General features: G+C 35.2%; 26 protein-coding genes. 14 read left to right on the top strand and 12 right to left on the bottom strand.

Going from position 1 to position 23,331, the window contains the following annotated elements; all coding sequences use genetic code 11:
* Window positions 1-77: 77 nt before the first annotated feature.
* On the top strand, window positions 78-341 hold the full coding sequence (locus C8N28_RS02480; protein WP_132221204.1) for a TFIIB-type zinc ribbon-containing protein: 264 nt from the start codon (window positions 78-80) through the stop codon (window positions 339-341).
* Between the two features lie 58 nt (window positions 342-399).
* On the opposite strand, the gene C8N28_RS02475 is transcribed toward C8N28_RS02480, so the two are convergent.
* Both C8N28_RS02475 and C8N28_RS02470 read right to left on the bottom strand, forming a co-directional pair.
* Complete coding sequence (locus C8N28_RS02475; protein WP_165870286.1) at window positions 400-1,197, bottom strand: anti-sigma factor; 798 nt, start codon at window positions 1,195-1,197, stop codon at window positions 400-402.
* Window positions 1,194-1,751 (bottom strand): RNA polymerase sigma factor, encoded by a 558-nt coding sequence (locus C8N28_RS02470; protein WP_132221200.1) that lies wholly within the window; start codon window positions 1,749-1,751, stop codon window positions 1,194-1,196. Before C8N28_RS02470 ends, C8N28_RS02475 begins: the two co-directional genes overlap by 4 nt.
* 156 nt (window positions 1,752-1,907) lie before the next feature.
* Between C8N28_RS02470 and C8N28_RS02465 the strand changes: the two genes are divergently transcribed.
* Window positions 1,908-2,585 carry a ferritin-like domain-containing protein gene (locus C8N28_RS02465; protein ID WP_246012713.1) on the top strand — a complete coding sequence of 226 codons (678 nt, stop codon included), beginning with the start codon at window positions 1,908-1,910 and terminating at the stop codon, window positions 2,583-2,585.
* Between the two features lie 11 nt (window positions 2,586-2,596).
* Entirely contained in the window at window positions 2,597-3,427 is an 831-nt protein-coding gene (locus tag C8N28_RS02460; RefSeq protein ID WP_132221196.1) for a ferritin-like domain-containing protein, read from the top strand.
* Between the two features lie 131 nt (window positions 3,428-3,558).
* Here the strand turns inward: C8N28_RS02460 and C8N28_RS02455 are convergent, their stop codons facing one another.
* Window positions 3,559-4,209, bottom strand: a complete 651-nt coding sequence (locus C8N28_RS02455; RefSeq protein WP_132221194.1) for a carbonic anhydrase family protein — start codon at window positions 4,207-4,209, stop codon at window positions 3,559-3,561.
* Between the two features lie 280 nt (window positions 4,210-4,489).
* Between C8N28_RS02455 and C8N28_RS02450 the strand changes: the two genes are divergently transcribed.
* Both C8N28_RS02450 and C8N28_RS02445 read left to right on the top strand, forming a co-directional pair.
* On the top strand, window positions 4,490-5,341 hold the full coding sequence (locus C8N28_RS02450; protein WP_132221192.1) for a bifunctional helix-turn-helix domain-containing protein/methylated-DNA--[protein]-cysteine S-methyltransferase: 852 nt from the start codon (window positions 4,490-4,492) through the stop codon (window positions 5,339-5,341).
* Between the two features lie 2 nt (window positions 5,342-5,343).
* Window positions 5,344-5,952 (top strand): alpha-ketoglutarate-dependent dioxygenase AlkB family protein, encoded by a 609-nt coding sequence (locus C8N28_RS02445; protein ID WP_132221190.1) that lies wholly within the window; start codon window positions 5,344-5,346, stop codon window positions 5,950-5,952.
* 13 nt (window positions 5,953-5,965) lie between these two features.
* Here the strand turns inward: C8N28_RS02445 and C8N28_RS02440 are convergent, their stop codons facing one another.
* From C8N28_RS02440 to C8N28_RS02420, 5 genes are read right to left on the bottom strand one after another with little or no spacing between them, the layout of a single operon-like run.
* The gene (locus C8N28_RS02440) at window positions 5,966-6,811 is read right to left on the bottom strand and encodes a universal stress protein (protein ID WP_132221188.1); all 846 of its coding nucleotides are present in this window, start codon (window positions 6,809-6,811) and stop codon (window positions 5,966-5,968) included.
* A gap of 13 nt (window positions 6,812-6,824) precedes the next feature.
* Window positions 6,825-8,372: a DHA2 family efflux MFS transporter permease subunit gene (locus tag C8N28_RS02435; protein ID WP_132221186.1), complete on the bottom strand. Its 1,548-nt coding sequence runs from the start codon at window positions 8,370-8,372 to the stop codon at window positions 6,825-6,827.
* Window positions 8,373-8,376: 4 nt separating this feature from the next.
* Window positions 8,377-9,414, bottom strand: a complete 1,038-nt coding sequence (locus tag C8N28_RS02430; protein WP_132221184.1) for an HlyD family secretion protein — start codon at window positions 9,412-9,414, stop codon at window positions 8,377-8,379.
* Window positions 9,415-9,427: 13 nt separating this feature from the next.
* Window positions 9,428-10,798 carry a TolC family protein gene (locus tag C8N28_RS02425; RefSeq protein ID WP_132221182.1) on the bottom strand — a complete coding sequence of 457 codons (1,371 nt, stop codon included), beginning with the start codon at window positions 10,796-10,798 and terminating at the stop codon, window positions 9,428-9,430.
* Entirely contained in the window at window positions 10,773-11,420 is a 648-nt protein-coding gene (locus C8N28_RS02420; protein ID WP_132221180.1) for a TetR/AcrR family transcriptional regulator, read from the bottom strand. Before C8N28_RS02420 ends, C8N28_RS02425 begins: the two co-directional genes overlap by 26 nt.
* A gap of 200 nt (window positions 11,421-11,620) precedes the next feature.
* On the opposite strand from C8N28_RS02420, the gene C8N28_RS02415 reads away from it, so the two are divergent.
* From C8N28_RS02415 to C8N28_RS02405, 3 genes are all read left to right on the top strand, one after another.
* Complete coding sequence (locus tag C8N28_RS02415; protein WP_132221178.1) at window positions 11,621-12,472, top strand: dienelactone hydrolase family protein; 852 nt, start codon at window positions 11,621-11,623, stop codon at window positions 12,470-12,472.
* Window positions 12,473-12,637: 165 nt separating this feature from the next.
* The gene (locus C8N28_RS02410) at window positions 12,638-13,012 is read left to right on the top strand and encodes a hypothetical protein (RefSeq protein WP_132221176.1); all 375 of its coding nucleotides are present in this window, start codon (window positions 12,638-12,640) and stop codon (window positions 13,010-13,012) included.
* A 121-nt stretch (window positions 13,013-13,133) separates the two neighbouring features.
* The gene (locus C8N28_RS02405) at window positions 13,134-14,294 is read left to right on the top strand and encodes an MFS transporter (RefSeq protein ID WP_132221174.1); all 1,161 of its coding nucleotides are present in this window, start codon (window positions 13,134-13,136) and stop codon (window positions 14,292-14,294) included.
* 51 nt (window positions 14,295-14,345) lie between these two features.
* Here C8N28_RS02405 and C8N28_RS02400 read toward each other — a convergent pair whose 3' ends face one another.
* Complete coding sequence (locus C8N28_RS02400) at window positions 14,346-14,819, bottom strand: Dps family protein (RefSeq protein WP_132221172.1); 474 nt, start codon at window positions 14,817-14,819, stop codon at window positions 14,346-14,348.
* Window positions 14,820-15,006: 187 nt separating this feature from the next.
* Between C8N28_RS02400 and purU the strand changes: the two genes are divergently transcribed.
* The 4 genes from purU (at window position 15,007) to asnB (ending at window position 18,867) form a co-directional block, all read left to right on the top strand.
* Window positions 15,007-15,846 (top strand): formyltetrahydrofolate deformylase, encoded by an 840-nt coding sequence (gene purU, locus C8N28_RS02395; RefSeq protein WP_132221169.1) that lies wholly within the window; start codon window positions 15,007-15,009, stop codon window positions 15,844-15,846.
* 131 nt (window positions 15,847-15,977) lie between these two features.
* Window positions 15,978-16,241, top strand: a complete 264-nt coding sequence (locus C8N28_RS02390; RefSeq protein WP_132221167.1) for a hypothetical protein — start codon at window positions 15,978-15,980, stop codon at window positions 16,239-16,241.
* 85 nt (window positions 16,242-16,326) lie between these two features.
* Window positions 16,327-16,941 carry a plastocyanin/azurin family copper-binding protein gene (locus C8N28_RS02385; RefSeq protein ID WP_132221165.1) on the top strand — a complete coding sequence of 205 codons (615 nt, stop codon included), beginning with the start codon at window positions 16,327-16,329 and terminating at the stop codon, window positions 16,939-16,941.
* A gap of 243 nt (window positions 16,942-17,184) precedes the next feature.
* Window positions 17,185-18,867, top strand: a complete 1,683-nt coding sequence (gene asnB / locus C8N28_RS02380) for an asparagine synthase B (RefSeq protein ID WP_132221163.1) — start codon at window positions 17,185-17,187, stop codon at window positions 18,865-18,867.
* 94 nt (window positions 18,868-18,961) lie between these two features.
* Here the strand turns inward: asnB and pnuC are convergent, their stop codons facing one another.
* Window positions 18,962-19,552: a nicotinamide riboside transporter PnuC gene (gene pnuC / locus C8N28_RS02375; RefSeq protein ID WP_132221161.1), complete on the bottom strand. Its 591-nt coding sequence runs from the start codon at window positions 19,550-19,552 to the stop codon at window positions 18,962-18,964.
* A 103-nt stretch (window positions 19,553-19,655) separates the two neighbouring features.
* Between pnuC and C8N28_RS02370 the strand changes: the two genes are divergently transcribed.
* A complete protein-coding gene (locus C8N28_RS02370; protein WP_132221159.1) occupies window positions 19,656-20,318 on the top strand; it encodes an MgtC/SapB family protein in 663 nt (220 codons plus the stop codon).
* Between the two features lie 35 nt (window positions 20,319-20,353).
* Here the strand turns inward: C8N28_RS02370 and C8N28_RS02365 are convergent, their stop codons facing one another.
* Window positions 20,354-20,833: a hypothetical protein gene (locus C8N28_RS02365; protein WP_132221157.1), complete on the bottom strand. Its 480-nt coding sequence runs from the start codon at window positions 20,831-20,833 to the stop codon at window positions 20,354-20,356.
* Between the two features lie 147 nt (window positions 20,834-20,980).
* Between C8N28_RS02365 and C8N28_RS02360 the strand changes: the two genes are divergently transcribed.
* A complete protein-coding gene (locus tag C8N28_RS02360; protein WP_132221155.1) occupies window positions 20,981-21,271 on the top strand; it encodes a YgaP family membrane protein in 291 nt (96 codons plus the stop codon).
* Window positions 21,272-21,381: 110 nt separating this feature from the next.
* On the opposite strand, the gene rpsA is transcribed toward C8N28_RS02360, so the two are convergent.
* A complete protein-coding gene (gene rpsA / locus C8N28_RS02355; RefSeq protein WP_132221153.1) occupies window positions 21,382-23,313 on the bottom strand; it encodes a 30S ribosomal protein S1 in 1,932 nt (643 codons plus the stop codon).
* Window positions 23,314-23,331: the final 18 nt, after the last annotated feature.

Raw genomic sequence — 23,331 nt, 5'->3', positions numbered from 1 at the left:
CACAAATCATATTTATACCTAATTTGATAAACTCTATATTTATTTTTTAACAAATTCTATCAAATAATATAGTAAATATGAAATGTCCCAGCTGTAACGAAATCTTATTGATAAGTGATAAAAATGGAATTGAAATTGATTATTGCCCTTCTTGTAGAGGGTTATGGCTAGATCGTGGTGAATTGGATAAGATCATCGAGCGGTCAGCGGATCATTATTCTAAAAAAGAAAACTATGACCGCGATTATAATCAGTATGGTTATGATCAAAGTCCGGGCAGCGATTATAATCGTAAGCCATATAAGAAAAAATCATTTTTAGGTGATCTTTTTGACTTTTAATTTTACGCTAGGTCATTACGTTTGATCTAGCGGTTTTCTTTTATAGTATAGGTTGTAACTACAACGGTTTTCCTGCAACCACCATCTGTTCCAGTGTAGGTTGTATGCTTCCTCCCTGTTTTTCAATGGTAATAGCAAACATCTCTGCCTTTTCTATCGTAACCATTTTCTGTAAAAGGGTATTTGCTTGTTGGTCTAAAAGCCCTGCACTTACTGGTTTTCCACTAACGATAGCCCAAAGTTGATATTGTTTGTCGATTGATAATTGTGGTAAGTTAGCCTTTAAGAATACTTCTCCTGAATTACTCCAATATAAAGTAGCTTCATTATTTTCATATCCGGCTACTCCGGCTAAGAAAACGTTTCTTGTAGCAGGGTTTGAAAGAACATCAAGTTCTTTACTGGCATTTTGAATCTGAGCTTGAAAGGTTTTATTTTGAGCTAATATTTCGATTTTTTCTTTTTTTAAGGTTGAAATTTCAGCTTTATATTGGTTCATTTTAATAAAATGATAAGGAAGACCAATAAAAATTAACAATGCTGCCGCTACGGCTAAATAAGTATATAACTGTGAGGTTTTCTGAAACCTTATTGTTTCACTTTCAGAATTTATAGCCGTTTTATCTATAGTAGAATTATTGATAGTAGCCCAGATCTGCTTTTTGGAATGTTTAGGTGGAGTAATTGCATTTAATTGCGCATAATTTTCTAAAGCACTTTCTGTTTCTTGTACAGCCGCTTTTATTTCAGGATATTCAAGACATAAGCGTTCCAGTTCGAGAGCTTCTTCTTCTCCCAACAAGCCTAATACATAGGCTTCAATGTTTCCTGATGATATGTAATCCGGTATATTCAATTTGATTTTAAAATATTTTTTAACAGCATAAGTGCTTTTCTTGCCCTGGTTTTAACCGTTCCTAATGGAATCTTTAATTCATCTGCGATCTCCTTTTGAGTGAATCCTTTAAAATAAGCCAGATCAACAATTTGTTTATCTTCTTTTCGTAAACTATCAATTACAGTATTTAAGCCTAAATGATCTGTATAAAGAAATGTAACTCTTTTATTTTCAATTATAGGCGAATCGTTTTCTAAACGATTTGTTTTCTTTTCTTTTTGTATGGAAGCTGAACGAGCGAAATCAATTGTTGTATTCTTGGTTATTTGAAGCATCCATGTAAAAAGTCTGCCTTTGTTTATGTCGTAATAATCTATATTTTTCCAAATTTTAATAAAACACTCTTGCAATACATCTTCTACATCTTCTGTTTCTTCTCTTTCCCCTAAGATTTTAATAATCACATTATAGAGTGCACCTGAATAATTATCGTATAGATAATTATAGGCGCGTTCATCCTTTGCCTTTAATAAGACTATTAATTCAATTTCGTTATACGGGTTATTCTGCAATGAATGTTTTTATAAAAACGAAGATAATTTAAATTATTTACGAGAAGGATTAAGTTTTGGTTTTATTTTTTTAAAAAACCGGAATTGAATTTATCTCGTATCTATAAATACAATAGTATAGAAATTAAATAACTTAAAATTAAGAAAATGGAAGAGATGAGTAATAAGCAGGAAAATGAGGGTCTAAAAAGACGCAGCTTTTTAAAGTATGCAGGAGCCGGAGTTGCAGTTACAGCATTGGCAGTAGCTGGATGTAAGAAAAGTGATAATCATATGCCAAATCCTGAAGACGGGGAATACTTTGGTAGTGGAGATATCGCAATATTAAATTATGCATATGCATTGGAACAATTAGAGGCTGCATTTTATACGAAAGTAGCAGAATCACCTTATAGTGGAATTTCAACTCAAGAAAATTCATTCTTTACTGATATTCGTGATCATGAAATTGCACATCGTGAATTTTTTAAAGCAGCAATTGGTGGTAGCGCAATAAAAGGGCTTGAAGTAGATTTCTCTTCCATAAATTTTGGTTCTAGAGAAAGTGTGTTGGCCACAGCTAAAGCCTTTGAAGACCTGGGTGTTTCTGCGTATAATGGTGCTGGTCGTTTAATTCAAGATGGTAAATACTTAGTTCTGGCTGGGAAAATAGTTTCCGTTGAAGCTAGACATGCTGCACTAATACGTGATTTAATTAGCAATGGGTCATTTGCTGACAATACGGTTGTTGATATGAATGGCTTGGATAAATCAAGAAGTCCTGGTGAAGTGTTAGAAATCGCCTCTGTTTATATCAAAACAAAATTGAATGTTAAAGATTTACCACACTACTAATCCTAAATAAAATGAATTTATTTAATATAATTGACGAAATAGAAAATGTGGATCAAGAGATTCATGAACGTTTAAATCCTCGTAGAGCAGCTCTCAAGAGTTTTTTAAATTTTGGTACAAAAGTTACTGTTGCAGCAATGCCCTTTGCTATTGGAGGAATTCTTAATAAAGCTTATGGACAGACGGTGCCAGGTGATGTAAAGGCTATTTTAAATTTTGCATTAACATTAGAGTATTTAGAAGCAGAATTTTATACGAAGGGTGTTGCAACTTCAGGGTTGATACCATCAGGTGCGGCAGTTGCTGCATTGACAACTATAAGAGATCATGAAAATGAGCACGTAGCTTTTTTGAAAACAGCTTTAGGTAGTGATGCAGTTGTAAAACCAACTTTCGATTTTACAGCTGGTGGTGCTTTTGCTGATGTGTTTAGTAATTATGATACTTTTTTAGCCGTAGCACAAGTTTTTGAAGATACGGGTGTTCGTGCTTATAAAGGTCAGGCAACTGGATTAATGAGTAATAAAGATATACTTACTGCAGCTCTTAATATTCATTCAGTTGAAGCAAGACACGCTTCTCATTTAAGACAGATGAGGAGGGCTAGAGGAGGGGCAGCTGCGAATTTAAAACCATGGATTACTGGTGCAAATGATACCGGGATAGGATCATCAGTTGATGCTGTATACGCTGGTGAAGATAATAAGAATCAAGCAGGAGTTGATATTAATCAATTAAATGGAGTGGGAGGTAAAATATCTGCAAATGCTGCAACAGAATCTTTCGATGAACCTTTAACCGCTGAAGCTGTATTAGCTATTGTAAATCCATTCATTAAGTAATTTTTTGACTTGTTTTAATCTTTGATATCTAATTTAGATATCAAAGATTAAAACAAGTTATTAGGATAAACAAATTCCATTAACAAGAAGTTTCTGATAAAAACAACAGGAGTAAAAATGATAGCGAAGATTTATACTGTGCTGTTTTCTAAAAACATCGTTTTAATAAAATCCACCTCGCCGGTCTCAACATTATAGAAAGCCCCTAAAACACCTATTTCTCCTTTTTCATACATGTCGCGAAGTATTTGGCTTTTGTCCAAGATTTCTCCTATAGTATGTTCTACGTGCATAGATGCTACGAGATTAATGCCTTCGATAGAACTCAAATCTGTATCGTTATAATGTTCTTTTACATATTCGATCGATGGGCTTACTTTATCAAGAAGGTTCGTTAAATGTCCTAATTTGACTTTTTTACAAGCACCAGTAATAGCTCCACATTTAGAATGCCCTAGTACTACAATCAGTTTGGAACCAGCAAGTTTACAAGCAAATTCCATCGAACCTATAACATCGTCGCTAACCACATTTCCTGCGACACGGATACTAAATATATCACCAAGGCCTTGATCGAAAATAAGTTCAGCAGAAGTTCGACTGTCGATGCAACTTAATATGACAGCAAAGGGAAATTGGCCATTTTTTGTTTCGTTTACCTGTTCTAGTAGGTTACGGTTGGCTTTTAAATTGTTTACAAAACGTTGGTTTCCTTCTTTTAAAAATGACAATGCCAATAAAGGAGTTAATGATTTTTGATCTTCTATATTATGTAATCTCATGATATTGTATTGGTTTTTTTGTAAAGGTAAAAATCATTCTAAGAAATAAGAACAGTTATTTATAGTGGTTAAAAAGAAGGATTAACAGCGGAATCCTGCAGCCGGTGTGCTGATTTTATTTTTGCTAATCAGTTATTACCTATTTCGGAGGAAAGGAGCGATCTAGAATTTAATAAGAAAGATGATAAGTCTGAGTTTTATATTGAGAAATTATAGCAAGTTTCGGGTTTTATTCTATTAAAAACCTAGCGATCTTTATAGTGTAAAAATTGAGACAGGAATGAAAGAGCAAGATAGTATCAACTATAAACGTATTGCAGAAGCGATAGATTATATAAAAACCAATTTTAGGGAACAGCCAAATCTGGACGAGGTGGCAGAGAAAGTTCATTTGAGCCCATTTCATTTTCAAAGATTATTTACTGAATGGGCAGGAACAAGTCCAAAGAAATTCTTGCAATATATCAGTGTTCAGCATGCTAAAAACTTACTCAATGGTGAGCATGAGGCTACATTATTTGATACTGCCTACGAAACAGGTCTTTCGGGAGCGAGCAGATTGCATGATTTGTTTATCAATATAGAGGGGATGACACCTTTCGAGTATAAGAATGGTGGTAAAAACCTTTCTATTAATTATAGTTTTGCAGAAAGTCCGTTTGGAAACTTGATAGTGGCTTCTACCGCAAAAGGTGTTTGTTATATGGCCTTTGAAGATGATGAAGAGAAAGCAATAGAGGATTTGAAGCGCAGGTTTCCAAATGCAGAAAATCAACGTAAATTAGACCTAATACAGCAGAACGCTCTTTTTATATTTCAAAACGATTGGAGTAAATTATCTGAAATAAAACTTCATTTAAAAGGGACTGATTTCCAATTAAAGGTTTGGGAAGCACTGCTGAAAATTCCAATGGGAGGTTTAGCAACTTATGGTACAATTGCTGGAGAAATTGGTAAACCAACAGCATCAAGAGCAGTTGGTACAGCCATTGGAAGTAATCCTGTTGCTTATTTAATTCCTTGTCATCGAGTTATTCGCTCTACCGGAATCTTTGGTGGATATATGTGGGGTAATACAAGAAAAACAGCGATGATAGGTTGGGAAGGTGTAAAAACAAATATTGATCTTTAGGAATGGATTTATTCAATAATGAAATAGATGTTACACGCAATCTTTTGCCAAAAGATGGAACGGTAAACTATTACGGCAAATTAATCTCTCTAAAAGAGGCCGATTATTATCTAGAGGCTTTGTTAAATAATATTGAATGGAAAAATGATGAAGCCGTTATTTTTGGTAAACGTATTATAACCAAACGTAAAGTTGCCTGGTATGGTGATAAACCTTTTGAATATACTTATTCTAATACAACAAAATTGGCTTTACCCTGGACTAAAGAACTCCTTGAATTAAAGGCAAAGATAGAAGAGCGGGTAGGAGAGAAATTTAATTCTTGCTTGCTGAATTTATATCACAATGGTGATGAAGGAATGGCTTGGCATAGCGATGCTGAAAAGGATTTAAAAAAGAATGGAGCCATTGCTTCTTTGAGTTTTGGAGCAGAAAGGAAGTTTGCTTTCAAACATAAAGAAACCAAGGAAACAGTTTCTTTATGTTTGGAGCATGGAAGTTTATTGATCATGAAAGATGCTACACAAACTCATTGGTTGCATCGTTTGCCACCCTCAAAGCTAATTGCAAAACCACGTGTAAATTTGACTTTCAGAACGATCGTTGAGTAATGAGCCTTGCCAGTTATTTAAGAATCAAAACGGGTGTTTTTGAGTTCAAAGCCAATCTTTGTGAAATGCTATTATGTACCAACCCTTGTAAGAAACTATATCTTTTTGGAAGGGCAATAATAAGTTGAGCCTCCTGAGTATCTGTAAATTGGATGATGCTATCAATGGTATCCATATCGTCTGTATAATGATATTGTGGATTAAAGCCTTTCAGCATCTGTTGCAATGCAGAAACTTCAGATACAGCTTCTGGTTTTAAATGATGACCATGTGGATCAACATTTAAAACCAAAAGTTCTGCCTTTGTTATATTTAATATCTCTTCGAGTTCATTTAACGGAATGGTGTCTGTTACCTTTTTGAAATCGCAGGCGAGAACTACTTTTTTAATAGGGGTAAACTTGGTTTGTGAAGGGCAAACGATAACAGGAATTGTACTTGTTTTAGCAATGCCAATTGTATTTCTTCCTAAAACGCTATCTTCTTTTGCATTTTCTCCTGTGCTACCAATAATCACCAAGTCAATTTCCTGTTCTTCAATTGTTTGCTGAATAGCTCTTAGTAATGGCAAGTTACTTAAATGATAGTCAATTGTGATGTTGCTTCCATCAACTAATAACTCTAAACGTGCTTTTAAGGCTCTTAATCGTCTCAATAAGCTTTCTTGTTTTTGGCATATCTCTTCGTTGCTGAGTTGAATAAAGTTTACGGACGGCAAAATACTTTCATAAATAGAAACATAGAAAGAGTTTAACAGCACAATACGTGAAGCTCCAACGTATTTGCCAAGTTGGGCTGCATAGTTTGCCGCCTCGGTGGCATCTTTAGAAAAATCAGTAGGTACAAGTATGGTTTTCATATAACAATATTGTTTAATGTACGTCTGTTGGAATATCTACGTTCTTTTTAAACTTTTGAAAGTATACTAAGGGGATTGAAAAGAGCATAATTAAGCCTGCAATCCAATACGCATCATTGTAAGTTAATAATAAAGTTTGTTTAATAACAGTGCCTTCTATTGCCTTTGTAGCCATATGTTGGGCGTCCAATCCGGAATATCCTTTGCCCATAAAGTTCTGGATGAGCATCTTAAATCGTTCAACAAAAGCCGGATTGTAATCATTAATATTCGCTAGTAGATTACTGCGGTGAAAACCTTGGCGGATATGGATTAAGGTGGTTAAGGCGGCAATTCCAAATGAACCACCTAATTGTCGCATCATGTTATTTAAACCAGATCCCTGACCTATTTCAGGTCCCTTTAAATCCTGGATAGCAAGAGTAGTTAAAGGCACAAATAACAATGCCATTCCAACACCTCTGATTACTAATGGCCAGAAGAAATCGCCGGTTCCAGAAGAAAGTGTCGAATTACTTAACATCCAGCAAAAGACAAAGAACAATAGCATTCCTATGCTAGCCATAACCTGCGCTGGAACTCCTTTTTTAAGCATCATCCCGATAAACGGCATCATAATAATGGTACATACACCACCTGGAAAAAGAATTTCCCCAGTTTGTAATGGTGTAAAACCAAGCAAATTCTGACAAAATATCGGAAATACAAATACAGAACCATATAAACCAAAACCTAATACAAAGGAGGTAAACATACCTACAGAGAAGCTTCGATGCCGCATTATTTTGAAGTTAACAATAGGGTGATCGGTACTAAGTTCCCGCCATATAAACAGTATAACACCAAATACGGATAGAATGGCTAATACGATGATATAAGGAGTAGCAAACCAATCCTCACTCTCTCCTTTCTCCAGCAAGGTCTGTAAACTACCAACAGCAACTGCCAGTAAACCAATACCCCACCAGTCGATAGGCATACCTTTTCCCTCTCGCGGAGTGCTTCTAACAAATGTGTATGTACAATACGCTGCCAGAATACCAACTGGAATGTTTACATAGAAAATCCACGGCCATGAACTAATCTCTATTATATAGCCACCAATAGTTGGTCCAACGGTAGGACCAACGACAGCACCTAAGCCAAACAAAGCAGTTGCAATACCTACATCTTCTCTGGGCCAGGTTTCTAATAAAATAGCCTGAGCTGTTGCTATAAGTCCACCACCTGCAATGCCCTGTAATATTCGGAATCCAATCAACTCTTCCAGCATGGTTGCATTTCCACATAAAAAGGATGATATTGTAAATAAAACGATGGAAGCAAGAAAGTAATTCTTTCGGCCAAAGCGGTTTCCCAGCCAACCCGACATAGGCAGGATGATTACATTCGCTACTGCATAACCTGTAGATAGCCAGGCAATATCTTCTAAGGAAGCCCCAAGATTACCTTGTATTTGGGGCAATGCCACGTTTACAATGGTTGTATCAATCAGTTCCAATAAGGAGGCTGTGATTACCGTAAACGTGATAATCCATTTTCTAAATCCTGTTTCTACCATTGAATTATTCAGTAATTACTGATACCTTAACACTCATTCCCGGACGCAACTTTTCCATAATCTCTTTTGTAGTGTTAATTTTAATCTTCACAGGGATACGTTGAACCACCTTTACAAAGTTTCCGGTTGCATTATCAGGTGGCAATAATGAGAATTTAGCACCGGTGGCGGGAGAGAAGTTATAGACTGTTCCTTCAATTTTTTCATCCGGATAAGCATCAACTTCAATATTAACAGGAGCACCAATTTTGATATCTTCTAATTGAGTTTCTTTGAAATTAGCAGTAACGTAAATACTATTTTCATTAACAATAGAAAATAAGGTCTGACCTGCTTGCACCAGCTGTCCTTTCTGAACATTCTTTTTAGAAACGATACCAGTAGCAGGAGCAGAAATGTCGGTATAAGATAATTGAAGCTTTGCGAAATCTACATCGGCCTGGCGTTGATCTACACCGGTATTAGTTACCGCTAATTGAGATTTAGTGGTTGCTATTTGTTCAACTGCTGCTTTGTATTGATCTTGAGCTGCCTGATAAGAAGCTTGTGCTACATCTCTTTGAACTTTAGCCTGATCAAATTGCTGTTGAGTTATAGAGCCGTCTTTAATTAGATTGGCATAACGTTCATAATCTTTATTAGCCTGCCATAGCTTGGCCTTTGCTGATTCTGCTTGTGCTTTTGCACTGGATGAATTAGCAAAAGTAGAGCTGATCTGCGATTGAGAAACACCAACTCCTGCACTTGCGCCACGCTGTGCAGCTAATGCTTGTTCTAGTTTGATTTGATAATCACGATCGTCTAGTTTAAGTAAAACCTGATCTTGCGTAACTCTTTCATTTTCTTCAAATAAGATAGAGTCAACATAACCACCAACACGGGCTACAACAGGGCTGATGTCTCCATCAATTTGTGCATCATCTGTGTCTACGTGCTTGCTATAGTAGATGTATTCTTTTACTCCGAGAGCGGCACCGGCAATAATTACAAGGCCTAGTATAATTGGAATTACTTTTATTGATTTCTTTTGTGTCTTTTCCATTTGGATTCAATTTTTATTTCAATGTTCCGGTTGATTTTAATAGAGTATAATAAGCAAGCATTGCATCGGCTTTAGCCAGTTCCAGATTAATCTGGGATTGAAATAGTTGATTATTGGCGTCAATACGATCTGTTACAGAAGCTATCGTATTTTCATATTTTGATTCTAAGATTCTATCATTTTCCTGAGCCTGTGCAATAGAAGTTTGTAAGATTTTTATTCTTTCGACTGACTTCAAGTAGTTTTGATAATCTTGATTGACCTCGGTTTTTATTTGATCTTGAAGAATTCCTTCATTAATCTGAGTTTCCTCTTTCTGAATACGCGCTTCTGCTACTTTATTTTTATTTGTCCATAGGTTTCCTAAATTCCAAGATAGGGTAGCAGCTATGGATACAGGAGCTAAGAATTGATTAACAGGAGGAATAAATTTGCCACTAGGATTTATATAATACATTTGGGCACCTACCCCAAAGGTTGGTAAAAGATCTGCTTTAATTGATTTTATATTATAATCAGCAACCTGTGTTTGTAAACTTATTTGTTTGAGTTCTTCGCGGTTGCTTAAAGCATTGTCAATATAACTGGGCAATCCCATTGCGATGGATTGATTATCAGGTATCTCGTTTATTTTTAATACCGTGCTTTCTGGTAAGCCCAATAATATATCTAAATTGTAGTTTACTACTTTACGATTGTTTTCCAGGTCAAGGCCAGTTAATTGAATATTTGATTTTTCCAATTGAAAACGCAATACATCATTTTTGGTAACAATACCTTGTTCAAAAAATCGTTGTGATTGTTTAATTTGACGGTCAATAACCTGTAGGTTCTGTTCAACCACCTTTTCACTTTGTAACACTTTATACAAATTGTAATATGCGTTGACAATGTTGTAGGTAATGTCTTGCTTGTCTTTATCGATATCAAGACGGGCTACTTGAGTTAACAGGTTGGTAGATTCTTTGGCAAACTTCAATTTATTGCCTTGGAAGATAAGTTGCTGAACCGAAGCTGTGCCTATATATACATCTGAGCGAGCAGGTAGGTCAAAGGGCTCTTCCTTTCCAATCTGGAATTGATCATTTAATATTTCAGAATGGTTGTAAGCAAAACTTGTGCTGGCGGTGGGTAAAGCTTTATCTTTTATCTGATTATATTGAGAGATTGCTTTGTCAACACGTGATTGGGAAAGTTTGAGTTGTTTGCTGTTTTCTAATCCCAATTGAATGGCTTCATCAAGTGTTATTATTCTTTCCTGAGCTTGCGCGTAGGTAAAGAAGCTCAGTATAATTATTGTAATCCCAATTCTTTGTAGTGTTTGTATTGTTGTTTTTAACAAAAAGCTATTGATCGGCTTATTCGCTATTTTTATAGTCTTCATTGAGTAAGTAAGCTTTAAATAAGTTTTTTAAGTGACTTTTCATTCGGGGTTTAAGTTCTTCTTCCATCACTTTTTCGTTCTCTACGTCTCTTTCTAAGATAGCAGATGACATTTGGGGAGTGTTTAAGATGTAATACTTTGTCCCGAATAGGGTAGCAATCACCATTTCAACATCAATATCGGCCTTGAAACTGCCGTTATCTATGCCGTCTGTGATAATCTTTTTTACTTCTATTACGTTTTTAGAAAGAATATCTATAATGGTTTTTGTAAGTTCTGATCGCTGTGATAAGGATAATTCGCGGTGTATTAATTTATGGAAACAGCTATTAGAAATGATACGGTCTATATAATAATCTACACACCTTTGGAGTTTCTCCCAAGAGGTGATGTTTTCGTTATTAATATTCTGTAAGGTGGCTCTGAAGGTTGATACACGACGTTCAAATACGGCCGTAAATAAACCATCCTTAGATCCAAAATAGTAGTTTAGCATAGCCATATTGACACCTGCTTCTTTGGAGATTATGCGGGTAGAAGCCCCGTCATATCCCAGATCGGAGAACATCCTTTCAGCAACGTCGAGAATACGTTCTTTTTTATCAATTTTCTCTTTATCCATGGTATTATTTTTTGAGGATGCAAAATTAATCAATCGTTTGATTAATTATTTAATATTATATAAAAAAAACCATGTGTAGGAATTTAACTTGCTGATAAACAGTTATTTTATTTTTATATAATCGTATTTTAATTGTTACGTTGCACTTGTTTTGTGAGATAACTATTATATTTATTCTATCATTTATAAAGCAAAATCCAATGGATCAGAAGATTATTAATTTATACGACCAGTATACGCACAGCCAATTGAGCAGAAAAGAGTTCATGAGGAAATTAACTATTCTTACAGGTAGTACAGCTGTAGCATTGTCAGTGTTACCTTTATTAGAAAATAACTATGCAACTGCGGCTCCTGTTGATGAGGAAGGGCTTCTAATGGAAAATATAACCTATCCGGGAACAGATGGACCCATGAAAGCATTCTTAGCAAAACCAAAGGATAAAACTAACTTGGGGTCCGTATTGGTTATTCACGAAAACAGAGGCTTAAATCCACATATAATTGATGTAACTAAACGAGTGGCTGCCGAAGGCTTTATTGCTATTGGTGTAGATGCTTTATCGCCTTTTGGAGGTACACCCGCTAATGAAGATGAAGCCAGGGAATTGTTTGGTAAGTTGGATGCCTCTAAGAACCTTCAAAACTTTTTAATGGGCTTAGAATATTTGCGGTCTCGTAAAGACGCAAATGGTAAAGTTGGCTGTATCGGTTTTTGTTGGGGTGGGGGACTGGTCAATAATTTGGCTGTAAGTGATCCAAAACTTCAAGCTGCTGTCGCCTATTATGGTTCGCAACCGAAGACAGAAGCTGTTCCAAATATTAAAGCAAGTGTAATGTTGCATTATGGAGGTTTAGATGAGCGCATCAATGCCGGAATCCCTGCTTATGAGGAAGCACTGAAAAAGAATAATATTGATTATAAATTATTTATATATGAAGGTGTGAATCATGCCTTTAATAATGATACTTCACCAACCAGGTATGACGAGACTGCTGCTAAACTTGCCTGGCAAAGAACTATTCAGCTCTTTAAAGAAAAGTTGAGTTAACACATTTAATAATAATAGAGGAATGAACGTATAAATTACGAGAAAATAGAATTAATACGGGTTTATAAGGTTAAATACGTGTATTTCTATTTTTCACTAACTAAAAAAGCCAAATAAGTGTTGATGAATTATAGTTAATATGAATATAATTTAAACATCAACATTATGAAAAAGTTATTCTTTGGTTTAGCAGCATCATTCTTTTTTTGTTTCATTGCAAATAATGCAAGCGCTCAAGTTCAAGATACTTTGAACGGAAACAACGATAGAGATCAAAAAACAATGCCTGCCGATACAAGCAGGCAAGACACTAGTAGCAAAGATACCAGTGATATGATTACACCGGCACCAAACAATCCGACGACTAGTGACACAACAAACAGGAATAATGGGTTACCACCATCAACCCCAAGCAATCCTAGTCCTTATCCTGGTTCAAGGACAGCTCCGGAACCTCAGCCAAATGCACCAGATTATCCGAGAACTAATACTCCAACCAATCCTTCGCCAGTACCTGATACAGGAGCACCAATAGGATAAAAATATTAATAAACAAAGGGTATAGCCATTTAGTACCCTTTGTTTATTAATATAATAATACATAGTTGTTGATGTATTAGAAATAAATCTAAATTTGTAGATTAGATTTCTAATACCAATTATGGACACAACTCAGTTGCAACAAAAAACCTCTAAATATTCAAATACTATTATACGAACTGCTGTCGCCGCCATGTTTTTTATGGCTGGCCTCTGCTTTTCAAGCTGGGCATCGCGTATTGCAACCATACAACAAAAACTCTCGCTTTCTGACGTAGAGCTAGGAGGTGTATTGTTTGCTTTGCCAGTAGGTTTAATGCTGTCTCTGCCTTTATCTGGTTGGGCAGTATCAAGGATAGGAAGCCGTAGATTATTGACCATTGCTCTCATAATCTATGGTTTAGCACTTGTTAGTTTAGGTGCTGTAAATCAGACATATCAACTCGTTATTTGTTTAGTCATTTTTGGTTTCGCAAGTAATGCAACTAATATTTCTGTTAATACGCAGGCAGTAGTGACCGAAGCCTTGTATGGCAGACCCATCATGGCATCGTTTCATGGTTTGTGGAGTTTAGCAGGATTTGTAGGAGCACTTATCGGTACATTTATGATTGGTAAGGAAATACTGCCGGCACCACATTTTATGATTATCGCCACTATTACTATCATCTCGGTTGTTATTTGCTGGCGATATTTAAATGATGATCATAATTCAGCAAGTGCCAGTCCTGCTTTTGTTATACCAGATAAGTCATTGATGATTCTGGGATTAATTGCATTTTGCTCAATGGTTTGTGAAGGTGCAATGTTTGATTGGAGTGTAATTTATTTTAAGAAGATAGTTTTAGCAGAAAAAGCATGGATAGCAGCAGGGTATACTGCTTTTATGTGTACAATGGCTTTGGGTCGTTTTGTTGCTGATAGTTTTGCCGAACGTTTCGGATTGAAAAGGACCTTACAGGTTAGTGGTACTCTTACAGTAACAGGTTTACTTATAGCTGTTATTTTTCCAACATTATATACTGCTATAGCTGGGTTTTTACTTGTAGGAGCAGGGGTGTCTTCGGTTGTGCCAATGGTATATAGTGTAGCTGGAAAATCGACAACGATGTCGCCAGGTGTTGCTATTGCAGCAGTTTCAACAATTGGATTTGTAGGTTTCTTAATTGGTCCACCGTTAATTGGGTTCCTTTCTGGAGCATTTACACTTAGAATTGCATTTGTTTTTATTGCTCTTATGGGTTCTTTTATAATCGTATTATCTACAAGGGCAAAAATATAATAAGTAGATAATATAACAGAGCCATAAAATCTACTTACCATAAATGTAATATTATTTTAGATGTGACCTCAGCATCCAGGCAATCTTTTCATGAGTTTGAAGTATACCGGTTATAAAATCGCTTGAACCTACATCATTCCAATCTTCATCATAAACAGGAATATTACCTCGTAATTCTTTAATAATAGCTTCATGGTCATCTAATAGTTCTTTCAAATAGCCAGGACCATCATTCTTTTTGCTTTTTTTCTCAGTGAGATGCGTCAATTCTAAATAACCTTTCAAAGTAGCCTCTGCATAGTGCCCTAATGAGCGGATTCGTTCAGCTATATCGTCAATTATTTGAGCCAATATTCCGTATTGCTCTTCTAGAAATAAATGCAGTGCATGAAAATTCGGGTCTTCCACATTCCAATGTGCATTCCTTGTTTTGATATACAATATCGTTTCATCTGCTAAAAGTACGTTAAGCGAATGGGCAACCTTCGCTAGGTTTTCTTGCGTAATACCAATGTTTGATTTCATAGTTTTCAAATTGAGTTCTTTAAAATTTGAATTGGTATAACAAAATAGGAGTAAATAAGTTTGATGCTTAGAACTTAAAAATAAAAATATTAATGTAATATTGCGAATGAAACAGAACATGATTGTTCGTTTTTCAAAATCTCAATAGAATTACTAAAAGCATAACACTTTGTTTTTATAGAATAGAATGGAAAGTACTTTAATTCTGATCCAATGTAAAGATAGTATTGGATTGGTTACTTCGGTTACGCAAATCCTTGCTTCGCAACATCTGAATATTATTAGTATGAGGGAGTTTGTTGATGAACTTTCTTCACGTTTTTTTGCCCGCATTGAATGCAATGGTTCACCAAAAGATAGTGAACATCTTTATAATGAATTAAAAGATGCTCTTCCTGAGCAAGCTATTATCACAATAAACCCTAGTAAACGAAAGAAGATAGCCATATTTGTCACAAAAGAATATCACTGTTTAGGCGATATATTAATGCGGAACTTCTTTGATACCTTAGGTGCAGAAATACAATGTGTTATTGGAAATCATGAATACTTAAGATCTATCACAGAGCGTTTTTCACTTCCTTTCTACTATATTTCACATGAAGGTAAAAGTAAAGAGGAGTTTGAAGGTGAAATCCTATATACGTTATCAAACTATCGGCCTGATTATTTAATTCTAGCAAAGTTTATGAGGATATTATCGCCCGAATTTATAACGCATTATGAAGGTAAAATAATCAATATCCATCATTCATTTTTACCTGCCTTTATAGGTGCCAATCCTTATAGAAAGGCTTTTGAACGAGGTGTTAAAATCATTGGCGCTACTGCGCATTTTGTAACGGGCGATTTAGATGAGGGGCCTATCATTAAGCAACAGATCATTCATATCAATCATAATTACGGTGTTTCGCAGATGAGAATTGCCGGGAAAGAAGTTGAGATGGCGGTACTGAGTAAAGCGATAGCCTTGGTTCTTGAAGATCGAGTATTTATTACAGGTAATAAAACCATTGTGTTTGATTAGTGACTGTATATATAATTTAAGTTGTTTTAATTTATGAATTCTATTTTTAGTTAAGCATTCATTTAAACCTTTTGGTTAGGCATCCGTTTAAACAATAACTCTTAGATAGATGTTCTGATTTAAAAAATAACATGAAGGATAAAATAGAAAAGAAGAATAAAACAACGTATCCGCAAAATAAAAGCAGGGTTAAAGGCAATCAGAAAGATGAAGATCAGGATATCTTGAAAGGAGATATATTGGAAGATGCCTTAAGTAGTTTTGACGATATCGAATTAGGAAATCAAATGGATGATGATATTTTAATTATTGATGAAGATGCCTTAAAGAACCCTAATCCCACAAAACAGGACGGAGAAGAAAATGAAAGACCTGGTGGTGGATTAAGAAAGTAATTTTAACATTCAACTTTTATAAAAAGTTATTTATTTGTTGAATGAAATTATTAATTTGCGTACGATTAATAAACAACTAAATTATATGACAAAGAACATTATGCTATTGTTGTGCGGGATATTATGTGCACAATATGCTTTTTCCCAAAACTCAATTTCACTTGCCAATTCAAATGCAATGGCAAGTAATATTGAAAAGCCTATGAGTCATGATCATATGGCAATGAACCATGTTTCTATGACAGATGTTCCTGCTGCAAAAGCAGTGAGAAGTGCAGACGACGCTGCAAAGCGTGTAACCACGATGCCCGCGAGCTGGAAAGGTGTGGTTGATAAAACAATTGCTTTGGGTACCTTACCCGGACTGAAGTTTGATGCCGCTGCAATTTCAGTTAAGGCTGGAAGCAAAGTAAAGTTAACTTTTAACAATAAAGATGTAATGCCACATAACTTTGTTCTGACTGATATTGGGGCTGGAACAGAAGTGGGTCAGTTGGCTTTAAAATTAGGAGCTAAAGGTGCAGAAATGGATTACGTTCCAAGTACACCTAAGGTTTTAGAATATACTTCTATTATCGATCCTAATAAATCAGAAACCATTTATTTCAATGCTCCTAGCAAACCAGGCAGCTATCCTTTCATATGCTCTTTCCCCGGGCATTATATTATTATGAAAGGTGTAATTACTGTTACTCAGTAAATTTTAATAAAAAATTATTCCTTATACACCTCCAGCATCTTAGATAAGAAGCGGGAGGTGTATAGTTTTGAAAATTAAATTCACAAATATTGGTTTAATAATTAATCACTTTTATAAAGAAAGTATTTGTTTATTGTTAATTCCATATTTAATTTATCTTTTGTTTGATAATTTCAATAATAATATGGTATCTTTGTTTTGAAATTTATAAATATTAGGTAAAGAACATAAAAAAGATTTTATATGTGTGGTATCATTGGAGCTTTTGATTTAAAAGGTCGTTCGCCTGAGCTAAGAACTCGCGTTCTTAAAATGTCAAAAAAGATTCGTCATCGCGGACCAGATTGGTCTGGAATATTTAGTAACGAAAATGCAATCCTTTCTCATGAACGTTTAGCAATTGTTGATCCTAAATCAGGTAATCAACCTTTATATAGTACAGATGGAAAGCTTGTTTTAGCTGTCAATGGCGAGATATACAATCACCAAGAGCTTCGCGCACAGTTTCCTGAATATGATTTTAAAACAGAAACTGATAGTGAAATACTTTTGGCTCTTTACCAGGAAAAAGGTCCGACCTTTTTGGATGAACTGAATGGTATTTTTGCTTTTGCAATTTATGATATTGAAAAAGATGCATATTTCATTGCAAGAGATCATATTGGTATCGTGCCATTGTATATCGGATGGGATGATCAAGGAACATTTTATGTTGCATCTGAATTGAAGGCATTAGAAGGAGTTTGTACAACGATTGAAACTTTTAAACCCGGACATTATATTTATAGTAAAGATGGACAACAGTTTCAACAATGGTATAAGAGAGACTGGGAGTCTTACGAAAACATAAAAGACAATGAATCTGATATCGAAACCTTACGTTTAGGTTTGGAAGCAGCTGTTCATCGTCAATTGATGTCGGATGTTCCTTATGGTGTTTTATTATCAGGTGGATTAGATTCTTCAGTTATTGCGGCGGTTACTAAATTGTTTGCATCTAAGCGTATAGAATCTAATGATCAGGAAAGTGCTTGGTATCCTCAATTGCACTCTTTTGCAGTTGGTTTACACGGTTCTCCGGATTTAATTGCAGCAAGAAAAGCAGCAGACCATATAGGTACTGTGCATCATGAAATAAACTTTAGTATTCAAGAAGGTTTAGATGCAATACGTGATGTTATCTATCATTTAGAAACATACGACGTTACTACAATCCGTGCATCTACTCCAATGTACTTATTGGCGCGAGTTATCAAGTCAATGGGTATCAAGATGGTATTATCAGGAGAGGGATCGGATGAGTTGTTTGGAGGATATTTATATTTCCACAAAGCACCAAATGCTAAGGAATTTCATGAAGAGACTGTAAGAAAGCTCAGCAAACTGCATTTATATGATTGCTTAAGAGCGAATAAATCGTTAGCAGCCTGGGGTATTGAAGGTCGTGTTCCTTTCTTAGATAAGGAGTTTATGGATATCGCAATGCGCTTAAATCCAAAAGATAAAATGATTGGAGAAGGTCGTATTGAGAAGTGGATCGTTCGAAAAGCATTCGAAGATTATTTACCAGAAAGTATCGTTTGGCGTCAAAAAGAACAATTCTCTGATGGAGTAGGGTATAGCTGGATTGACACTTTAAAAGAACAAGCTGAAACAAAAGTAAGTGATCAGGAGTTGGCCGATGCATATAAGAAATTCCCAATCAATCCTCCAAGAAATAAGGAAGAGTATTTATATAGAAGTATTTTCCAGGAACATTTCCCTTCAGATTCTGCAGCTCTTACTGTACCTTCAGTGCCTTCAGTAGCTTGTAGTTCACCTGAAGCGTTAGCATGGGATGAGTCATTCCTTAACCAGAATGATCCTTCGGGAAGAGCCGTTGGTTCTGTTCATCAAGAGAGTTATACAAAATTATCTGTTGAATAAACTATCTTCTTATCTGATTGTTAGAGGTATAGTATAATAGCTTTGATTTAAATCCGTGGGTATATTTATATATCCACGGATTTTTTTGTTTGCACTAAGCGCTTTGAGATATAAGAGTTTTCTTCCAGCGTTTAAATCCATACACGCTCATAATTGTATAGAATACAGAAAGAATTGCAAAGAAATATAAGCCCCGGTCTATCTGCAGGAAAATAGATGCTGCATTTAATAAAAACCAATAATGCCAGGTAGATAACACTTTTCTCGCTTCCATATAGGTTGCTACAAAGCTGAAAACAGTGATTGTGGCATCTATATAAGGTCTTTCTGAATCAGTGTATTGATGCATTATTATTCCTAATACAACACTTAATATTCCACTTGTAACAATAGCTATTACATGATTGCCAAGCTTCCAGGTGCGGATCGGTACATTAGTTTTTCCACTGATAGCTTCCTTATTTTGATGTTGATACCAGTAAGTCCATCCATAGAAGCCTGCAAGGATATAATAAATATTTAATCCAGCTTCCAGATAAAGAGTTACATGCACATATAAATATACAGTGATAGCAGATGCAAGGATGCCGAATATCCAACACCATATATTTTCCCGAATCATTAAGGTCAAATACAAAATACCAAAGATTACGGATATGATTTCTAGGATAGTGTTCAGGCTCATGGCATGCAAAGTAAACGAAAATTTATAAGCGAAAGAAAGATTAAAACTTTTATTTCTTAAGGTTGTTCTTTATATTTATTCTCATCCATTTATTATATTTTCTATGATTGAAATATACGAAATCATTATTCGTTTAGGCTGTGCTGCATTGTGTGGAGCATTAATCGGTATTGAAAGGGAACGTAAGGAGTGGGCTGCAGGAATGAGAACACACATGATGGTGGCCGTTGGTTCAGCATTATATATGATTGTTTCTGCATATGGTTTTGAAGAGATATTGAAACATCCGAATGTTTCATTAGATCCTTCTAGAGTGGCTTCTCAGGTTGTAAGTGGAATTGGGTTTTTAGGCGCAGGAACTATTATATTTTTACGACATGGTATTATTCGAGGATTAACGACCGCTTCGGGTTTATGGACAGTTGCTGCGATTGGTTTAGCAGTTGGTGGTGGAATGTACTGGGCCGGATTAGCAACAACTGCTATTGCAATTACTATTTTATGGTTATTACAGCCAATCGAAGCCCTTTTGTTTTCCAAAACGAATAGAAACTTATTAATACATTTTGATTCTGTAGAGGATTCAAGTGCAATTATCGATAGCATTTTGCAAAATGAAGAATATGATATTCGTCATTTTGCATTAGACAGGAAGGATAATGGAACTTTAACATTGAAAATAAGCTCAATTAAAAGCAAAGACCTTAAATCAATTGCCGGAAGAATCAGTAAAGATCCAAGAGTCAAAAGCATTGATTTTGTATAGCTTTATAGATATAATTGTTTTTGTGATATGACTATCTAAAAAGTCGGGCAGCCAGTAGAGTTATATACAATATCGAATGATGCATTTCTATTTCGGACCTGCCGACCATCTTCACGAGTAAGGTAGGGCTGTTGTTTTAAGTTGTTTTCTTCTAAAAGAAATTGAGTATGGATTGTGTCAATTATACCTTCTTGCATATAACTCCAAACAACATTAAGTGTATCACCACGTTTTATGCCATTTATTATTCCTCTTCGTGCGTCTTTCATCTCGGGTATCCAATTATACACACCGCTAATTGAGTCACCCTCTAAACGTACGTAAACATAAGTCGAATCCTGTTTTTGCGTTCCATCCAATTTGAGAAAACACATTGTTTCGCTAGAAGGAGGATTGGAAATAATGGAATCTTGATTGCTAGTAATAGTTATATCGTTCGCTTCATTTTTTGTTGCATCACTGATACATGCTCCAAGGAAAGGTAAAATGAATACTATAAATAGGGCTTTTTTCATGTTTTTTTAATTGAATGATCATTTAGATTCCTATTTAAACATAACAAAAATCAGTCCATGAAAGGTTAATTGAAAATAAGCTAGGTTATTAAAAACAACGTTTAACTCTAAACGTTATATAGGATAAGAAATACTATAAAATTTGTTATGAAAGATAATGTGAACAAAATATTGGATTCAGTAGTTGATGTTATAGTACAATCAACAGAAAACGTTAATATCAGTACGTCAGAAAGGATAGTCTCCGTAGCAACAGGAGGCTTTATACTGTGGAAGGGTATGAAAGACATTTTCTCAAAACCATCTAACTCGGTTTGGGAAGTAGCATTGGGAGGTGCTTTATTATATCGGGGTGTTACTGGCTATTGTAAAGTAAAAGATAAATTGTTACCAAAGAAAGAAGAGACAACCACAACATATCTGATTGAAGCAATGTAGCTTTAATTAAGAATAATAATGTATAAAGGAAATCTATATTAAAAGAAAGAGGCCGTTATTTCTAACGGCCTCTTTCTTTTAATATGAAATGGTTAATAATCTATGATAGATTATTTGGCGTTTTCATCACCTTCCATTTGTTTTTTCAATTTAGCAAGAACATCTAAGTCACCTAAAGTAGATTTTTCAACTGAATCCTTTACTTTTTTAACAGCACCTGAAGATGCTTTGGCTTCTTTCTTACGAGCATTGAATTCTTCAACACGAGCTTCAGCACGTTCATCTTCCCAAACACGTGAATGAGAGATTACGATGCGTTTTGCATCTTTGTTAAATTCAATGATTTTAAATTGTTCTGTGTCATCTGCTTTTAGAGCTGAACCATCTTGCTTAACACTGTGTTTGCTAGGACTGAATCCTTCAACTCCATATGCTAAAGCTACGATAGCACCTTTCTCACCAACTTTTAATACAGTTCCTTCATGGATAGAATCAACTGTGAAGATAGTTTCGAAGGTATCCCAAGGGTTTTCTTCTAATTGTTTATGACCTAAACTTAATTTACGATTCTGCTCATCAAGCTCAAGAACAACAACATCAATTACTTCATTTGCTTTCGTAAATTCGTTTGGATGGTTGATTTTCTTAGACCAAGATAGATCAGAAATATGAATTAGTCCGTCAATTCCTTCTTCGATTTCAACAAAGACACCGAAGTTAGTCATGTTCTTAACGGTTGCTGTATGCTTGCTACCAATAGGGTAACGCTCAGCAATGTCTTTCCATGGATCAGGAGTTAATTGTTTAATTCCTAAACTCATTTTACGCTCATCGCGATCTAGAGTTAGAATTTGTGCTTCAATCTCATCACCAGTTTTTATGAAGTCTTGTGGACTGCGTAAATTCTGTGACCAAGACATTTCTGAAACGTGAATTAATCCTTCAACACCTGGAGTGATTTCTAAGAAAGCACCGTAATCAGCTACAGTAACAATTCTTCCTTTTACTTTAGAACCTACTTCAAGAGAAGTATCTAATGATTCCCAAGGGTGTGGAGTTAATTGTTTTAAGCCTAATGCGATACGTTTTTTCTCATCATCAAAGTCTAAAACAACAACGTTAACTTTTTCATCTAATGATAAAACTTCTTTCGGATGTTCAATACGTCCCCAAGAAATATCAGTAATATGCAATAAACCATCTACTCCGCCTAAGTCAATAAATACACCGAAATCAGTGATATTCTTAACTGTTCCTTCAAGAACTTGACCTTTCTCTAGTTTAGCAACAATTTCTGTTTTTTGATTTTCTAAATCGTCCTCAATTAACACTTTATGAGAAACAACTACGTTTTTAAATTCATGATTGATCTTAACAACCTTGAACTCCATAGTCTTACCTACATAAATATCATAATCGCGGATCGGTTTAATATCGATTTGAGATCCTGGTAAGAATGCTTCTACACCTTGAATGTCAACAATTAAACCTCCTTTAGTACGGCTTTTAACAAAACCTTTAATGATAATATCATTCTCAAGAGCTTCATTGATAGCTTCCCACGAGCGTTGAGTTTTCGCACGTTTACGAGACAGTATTAATTGTCCGTTTTCATCTTCTTGAGTTTCAACAAATACGTCAACCGAGTCACCTACTTTAAGATCTGGTAAATCGCGGAATTCAGTAAAAGATACAAAACCGTCTGATTTATAACCGACGTTTAGTACTACATCTTTGCTGTTAATTGAAACAACAGTTCCTTTAACAATTTCTCCCTGATTGATTGAATTGAAAGTGCCGGAATATTGCTCTTCTAATTTTTCGCGTTCCGCGTCATTGTAGTTTCCGAAACCTTTGGTGTCTTGATCCCAGTCAAAATCACCTTCTGGGGTAATCCATGTATTGGATTTGATTTCGTCAATGAACGATGAATCAGCCTCTGATTCGATGTTCTCTTTTTCTTTTACTGATTCTAAATCAGTGTCTTGAAGTTCGGCTTTTTTAGCCTCTAGTTCTTTTGCTGCTTCTTGTTTTTTTGCCATTAATTAATTTATCTCCTT

Origin of the sequence: Albibacterium bauzanense, assembly GCF_004339765.1 — a bacterium.
Lineage (GTDB): Bacteria > Bacteroidota > Bacteroidia > Sphingobacteriales > Sphingobacteriaceae > Albibacterium > Albibacterium bauzanense.
The sequence above is the reverse complement of the archived record's forward strand: the minus strand, read 5'-3'. Positions and strand labels throughout refer to the sequence as shown.

Coding starts and splice junctions, on each gene's coding strand:
- purU (WP_132221169.1), top strand. CDS start 15,007: ATGGAAAGTACTTTAATTCTGATCCAATGTAAAGATAGTATTGGATTG.
- C8N28_RS02445 (WP_132221190.1), top strand. CDS start 5,344: ATGGATTTATTCAATAATGAAATAGATGTTACACGCAATCTTTTGCCA.
- C8N28_RS02460 (WP_132221196.1), top strand. CDS start 2,597: ATGAATTTATTTAATATAATTGACGAAATAGAAAATGTGGATCAAGAG.
- C8N28_RS02365 (WP_132221157.1), bottom strand. CDS start 20,833: ATGAAAAAAGCCCTATTTATAGTATTCATTTTACCTTTCCTTGGAGCA.
- C8N28_RS02425 (WP_132221182.1), bottom strand. CDS start 10,798: ATGAAGACTATAAAAATAGCGAATAAGCCGATCAATAGCTTTTTGTTA.
- C8N28_RS02430 (WP_132221184.1), bottom strand. CDS start 9,414: ATGGAAAAGACACAAAAGAAATCAATAAAAGTAATTCCAATTATACTA.
- C8N28_RS02450 (WP_132221192.1), top strand. CDS start 4,490: ATGAAAGAGCAAGATAGTATCAACTATAAACGTATTGCAGAAGCGATA.
- C8N28_RS02405 (WP_132221174.1), top strand. CDS start 13,134: ATGGACACAACTCAGTTGCAACAAAAAACCTCTAAATATTCAAATACT.
- C8N28_RS02435 (WP_132221186.1), bottom strand. CDS start 8,372: ATGGTAGAAACAGGATTTAGAAAATGGATTATCACGTTTACGGTAATC.
- C8N28_RS02400 (WP_132221172.1), bottom strand. CDS start 14,819: ATGAAATCAAACATTGGTATTACGCAAGAAAACCTAGCGAAGGTTGCC.
- C8N28_RS02480 (WP_132221204.1), top strand. CDS start 78: ATGAAATGTCCCAGCTGTAACGAAATCTTATTGATAAGTGATAAAAAT.
- C8N28_RS02440 (WP_132221188.1), bottom strand. CDS start 6,811: ATGAAAACCATACTTGTACCTACTGATTTTTCTAAAGATGCCACCGAG.
- C8N28_RS02370 (WP_132221159.1), top strand. CDS start 19,656: ATGATTGAAATATACGAAATCATTATTCGTTTAGGCTGTGCTGCATTG.
- C8N28_RS02410 (WP_132221176.1), top strand. CDS start 12,638: ATGAAAAAGTTATTCTTTGGTTTAGCAGCATCATTCTTTTTTTGTTTC.
- rpsA (WP_132221153.1), bottom strand. CDS start 23,313: ATGGCAAAAAAACAAGAAGCAGCAAAAGAACTAGAGGCTAAAAAAGCC.
- C8N28_RS02390 (WP_132221167.1), top strand. CDS start 15,978: ATGAAGGATAAAATAGAAAAGAAGAATAAAACAACGTATCCGCAAAAT.
- C8N28_RS02415 (WP_132221178.1), top strand. CDS start 11,621: ATGGATCAGAAGATTATTAATTTATACGACCAGTATACGCACAGCCAA.
- C8N28_RS02455 (WP_132221194.1), bottom strand. CDS start 4,209: ATGAGATTACATAATATAGAAGATCAAAAATCATTAACTCCTTTATTG.
- C8N28_RS02360 (WP_132221155.1), top strand. CDS start 20,981: ATGAAAGATAATGTGAACAAAATATTGGATTCAGTAGTTGATGTTATA.
- C8N28_RS02385 (WP_132221165.1), top strand. CDS start 16,327: ATGACAAAGAACATTATGCTATTGTTGTGCGGGATATTATGTGCACAA.
- asnB (WP_132221163.1), top strand. CDS start 17,185: ATGTGTGGTATCATTGGAGCTTTTGATTTAAAAGGTCGTTCGCCTGAG.
- C8N28_RS02465 (WP_246012713.1), top strand. CDS start 1,908: ATGAGTAATAAGCAGGAAAATGAGGGTCTAAAAAGACGCAGCTTTTTA.
- pnuC (WP_132221161.1), bottom strand. CDS start 19,552: ATGAGCCTGAACACTATCCTAGAAATCATATCCGTAATCTTTGGTATT.
- C8N28_RS02420 (WP_132221180.1), bottom strand. CDS start 11,420: ATGGATAAAGAGAAAATTGATAAAAAAGAACGTATTCTCGACGTTGCT.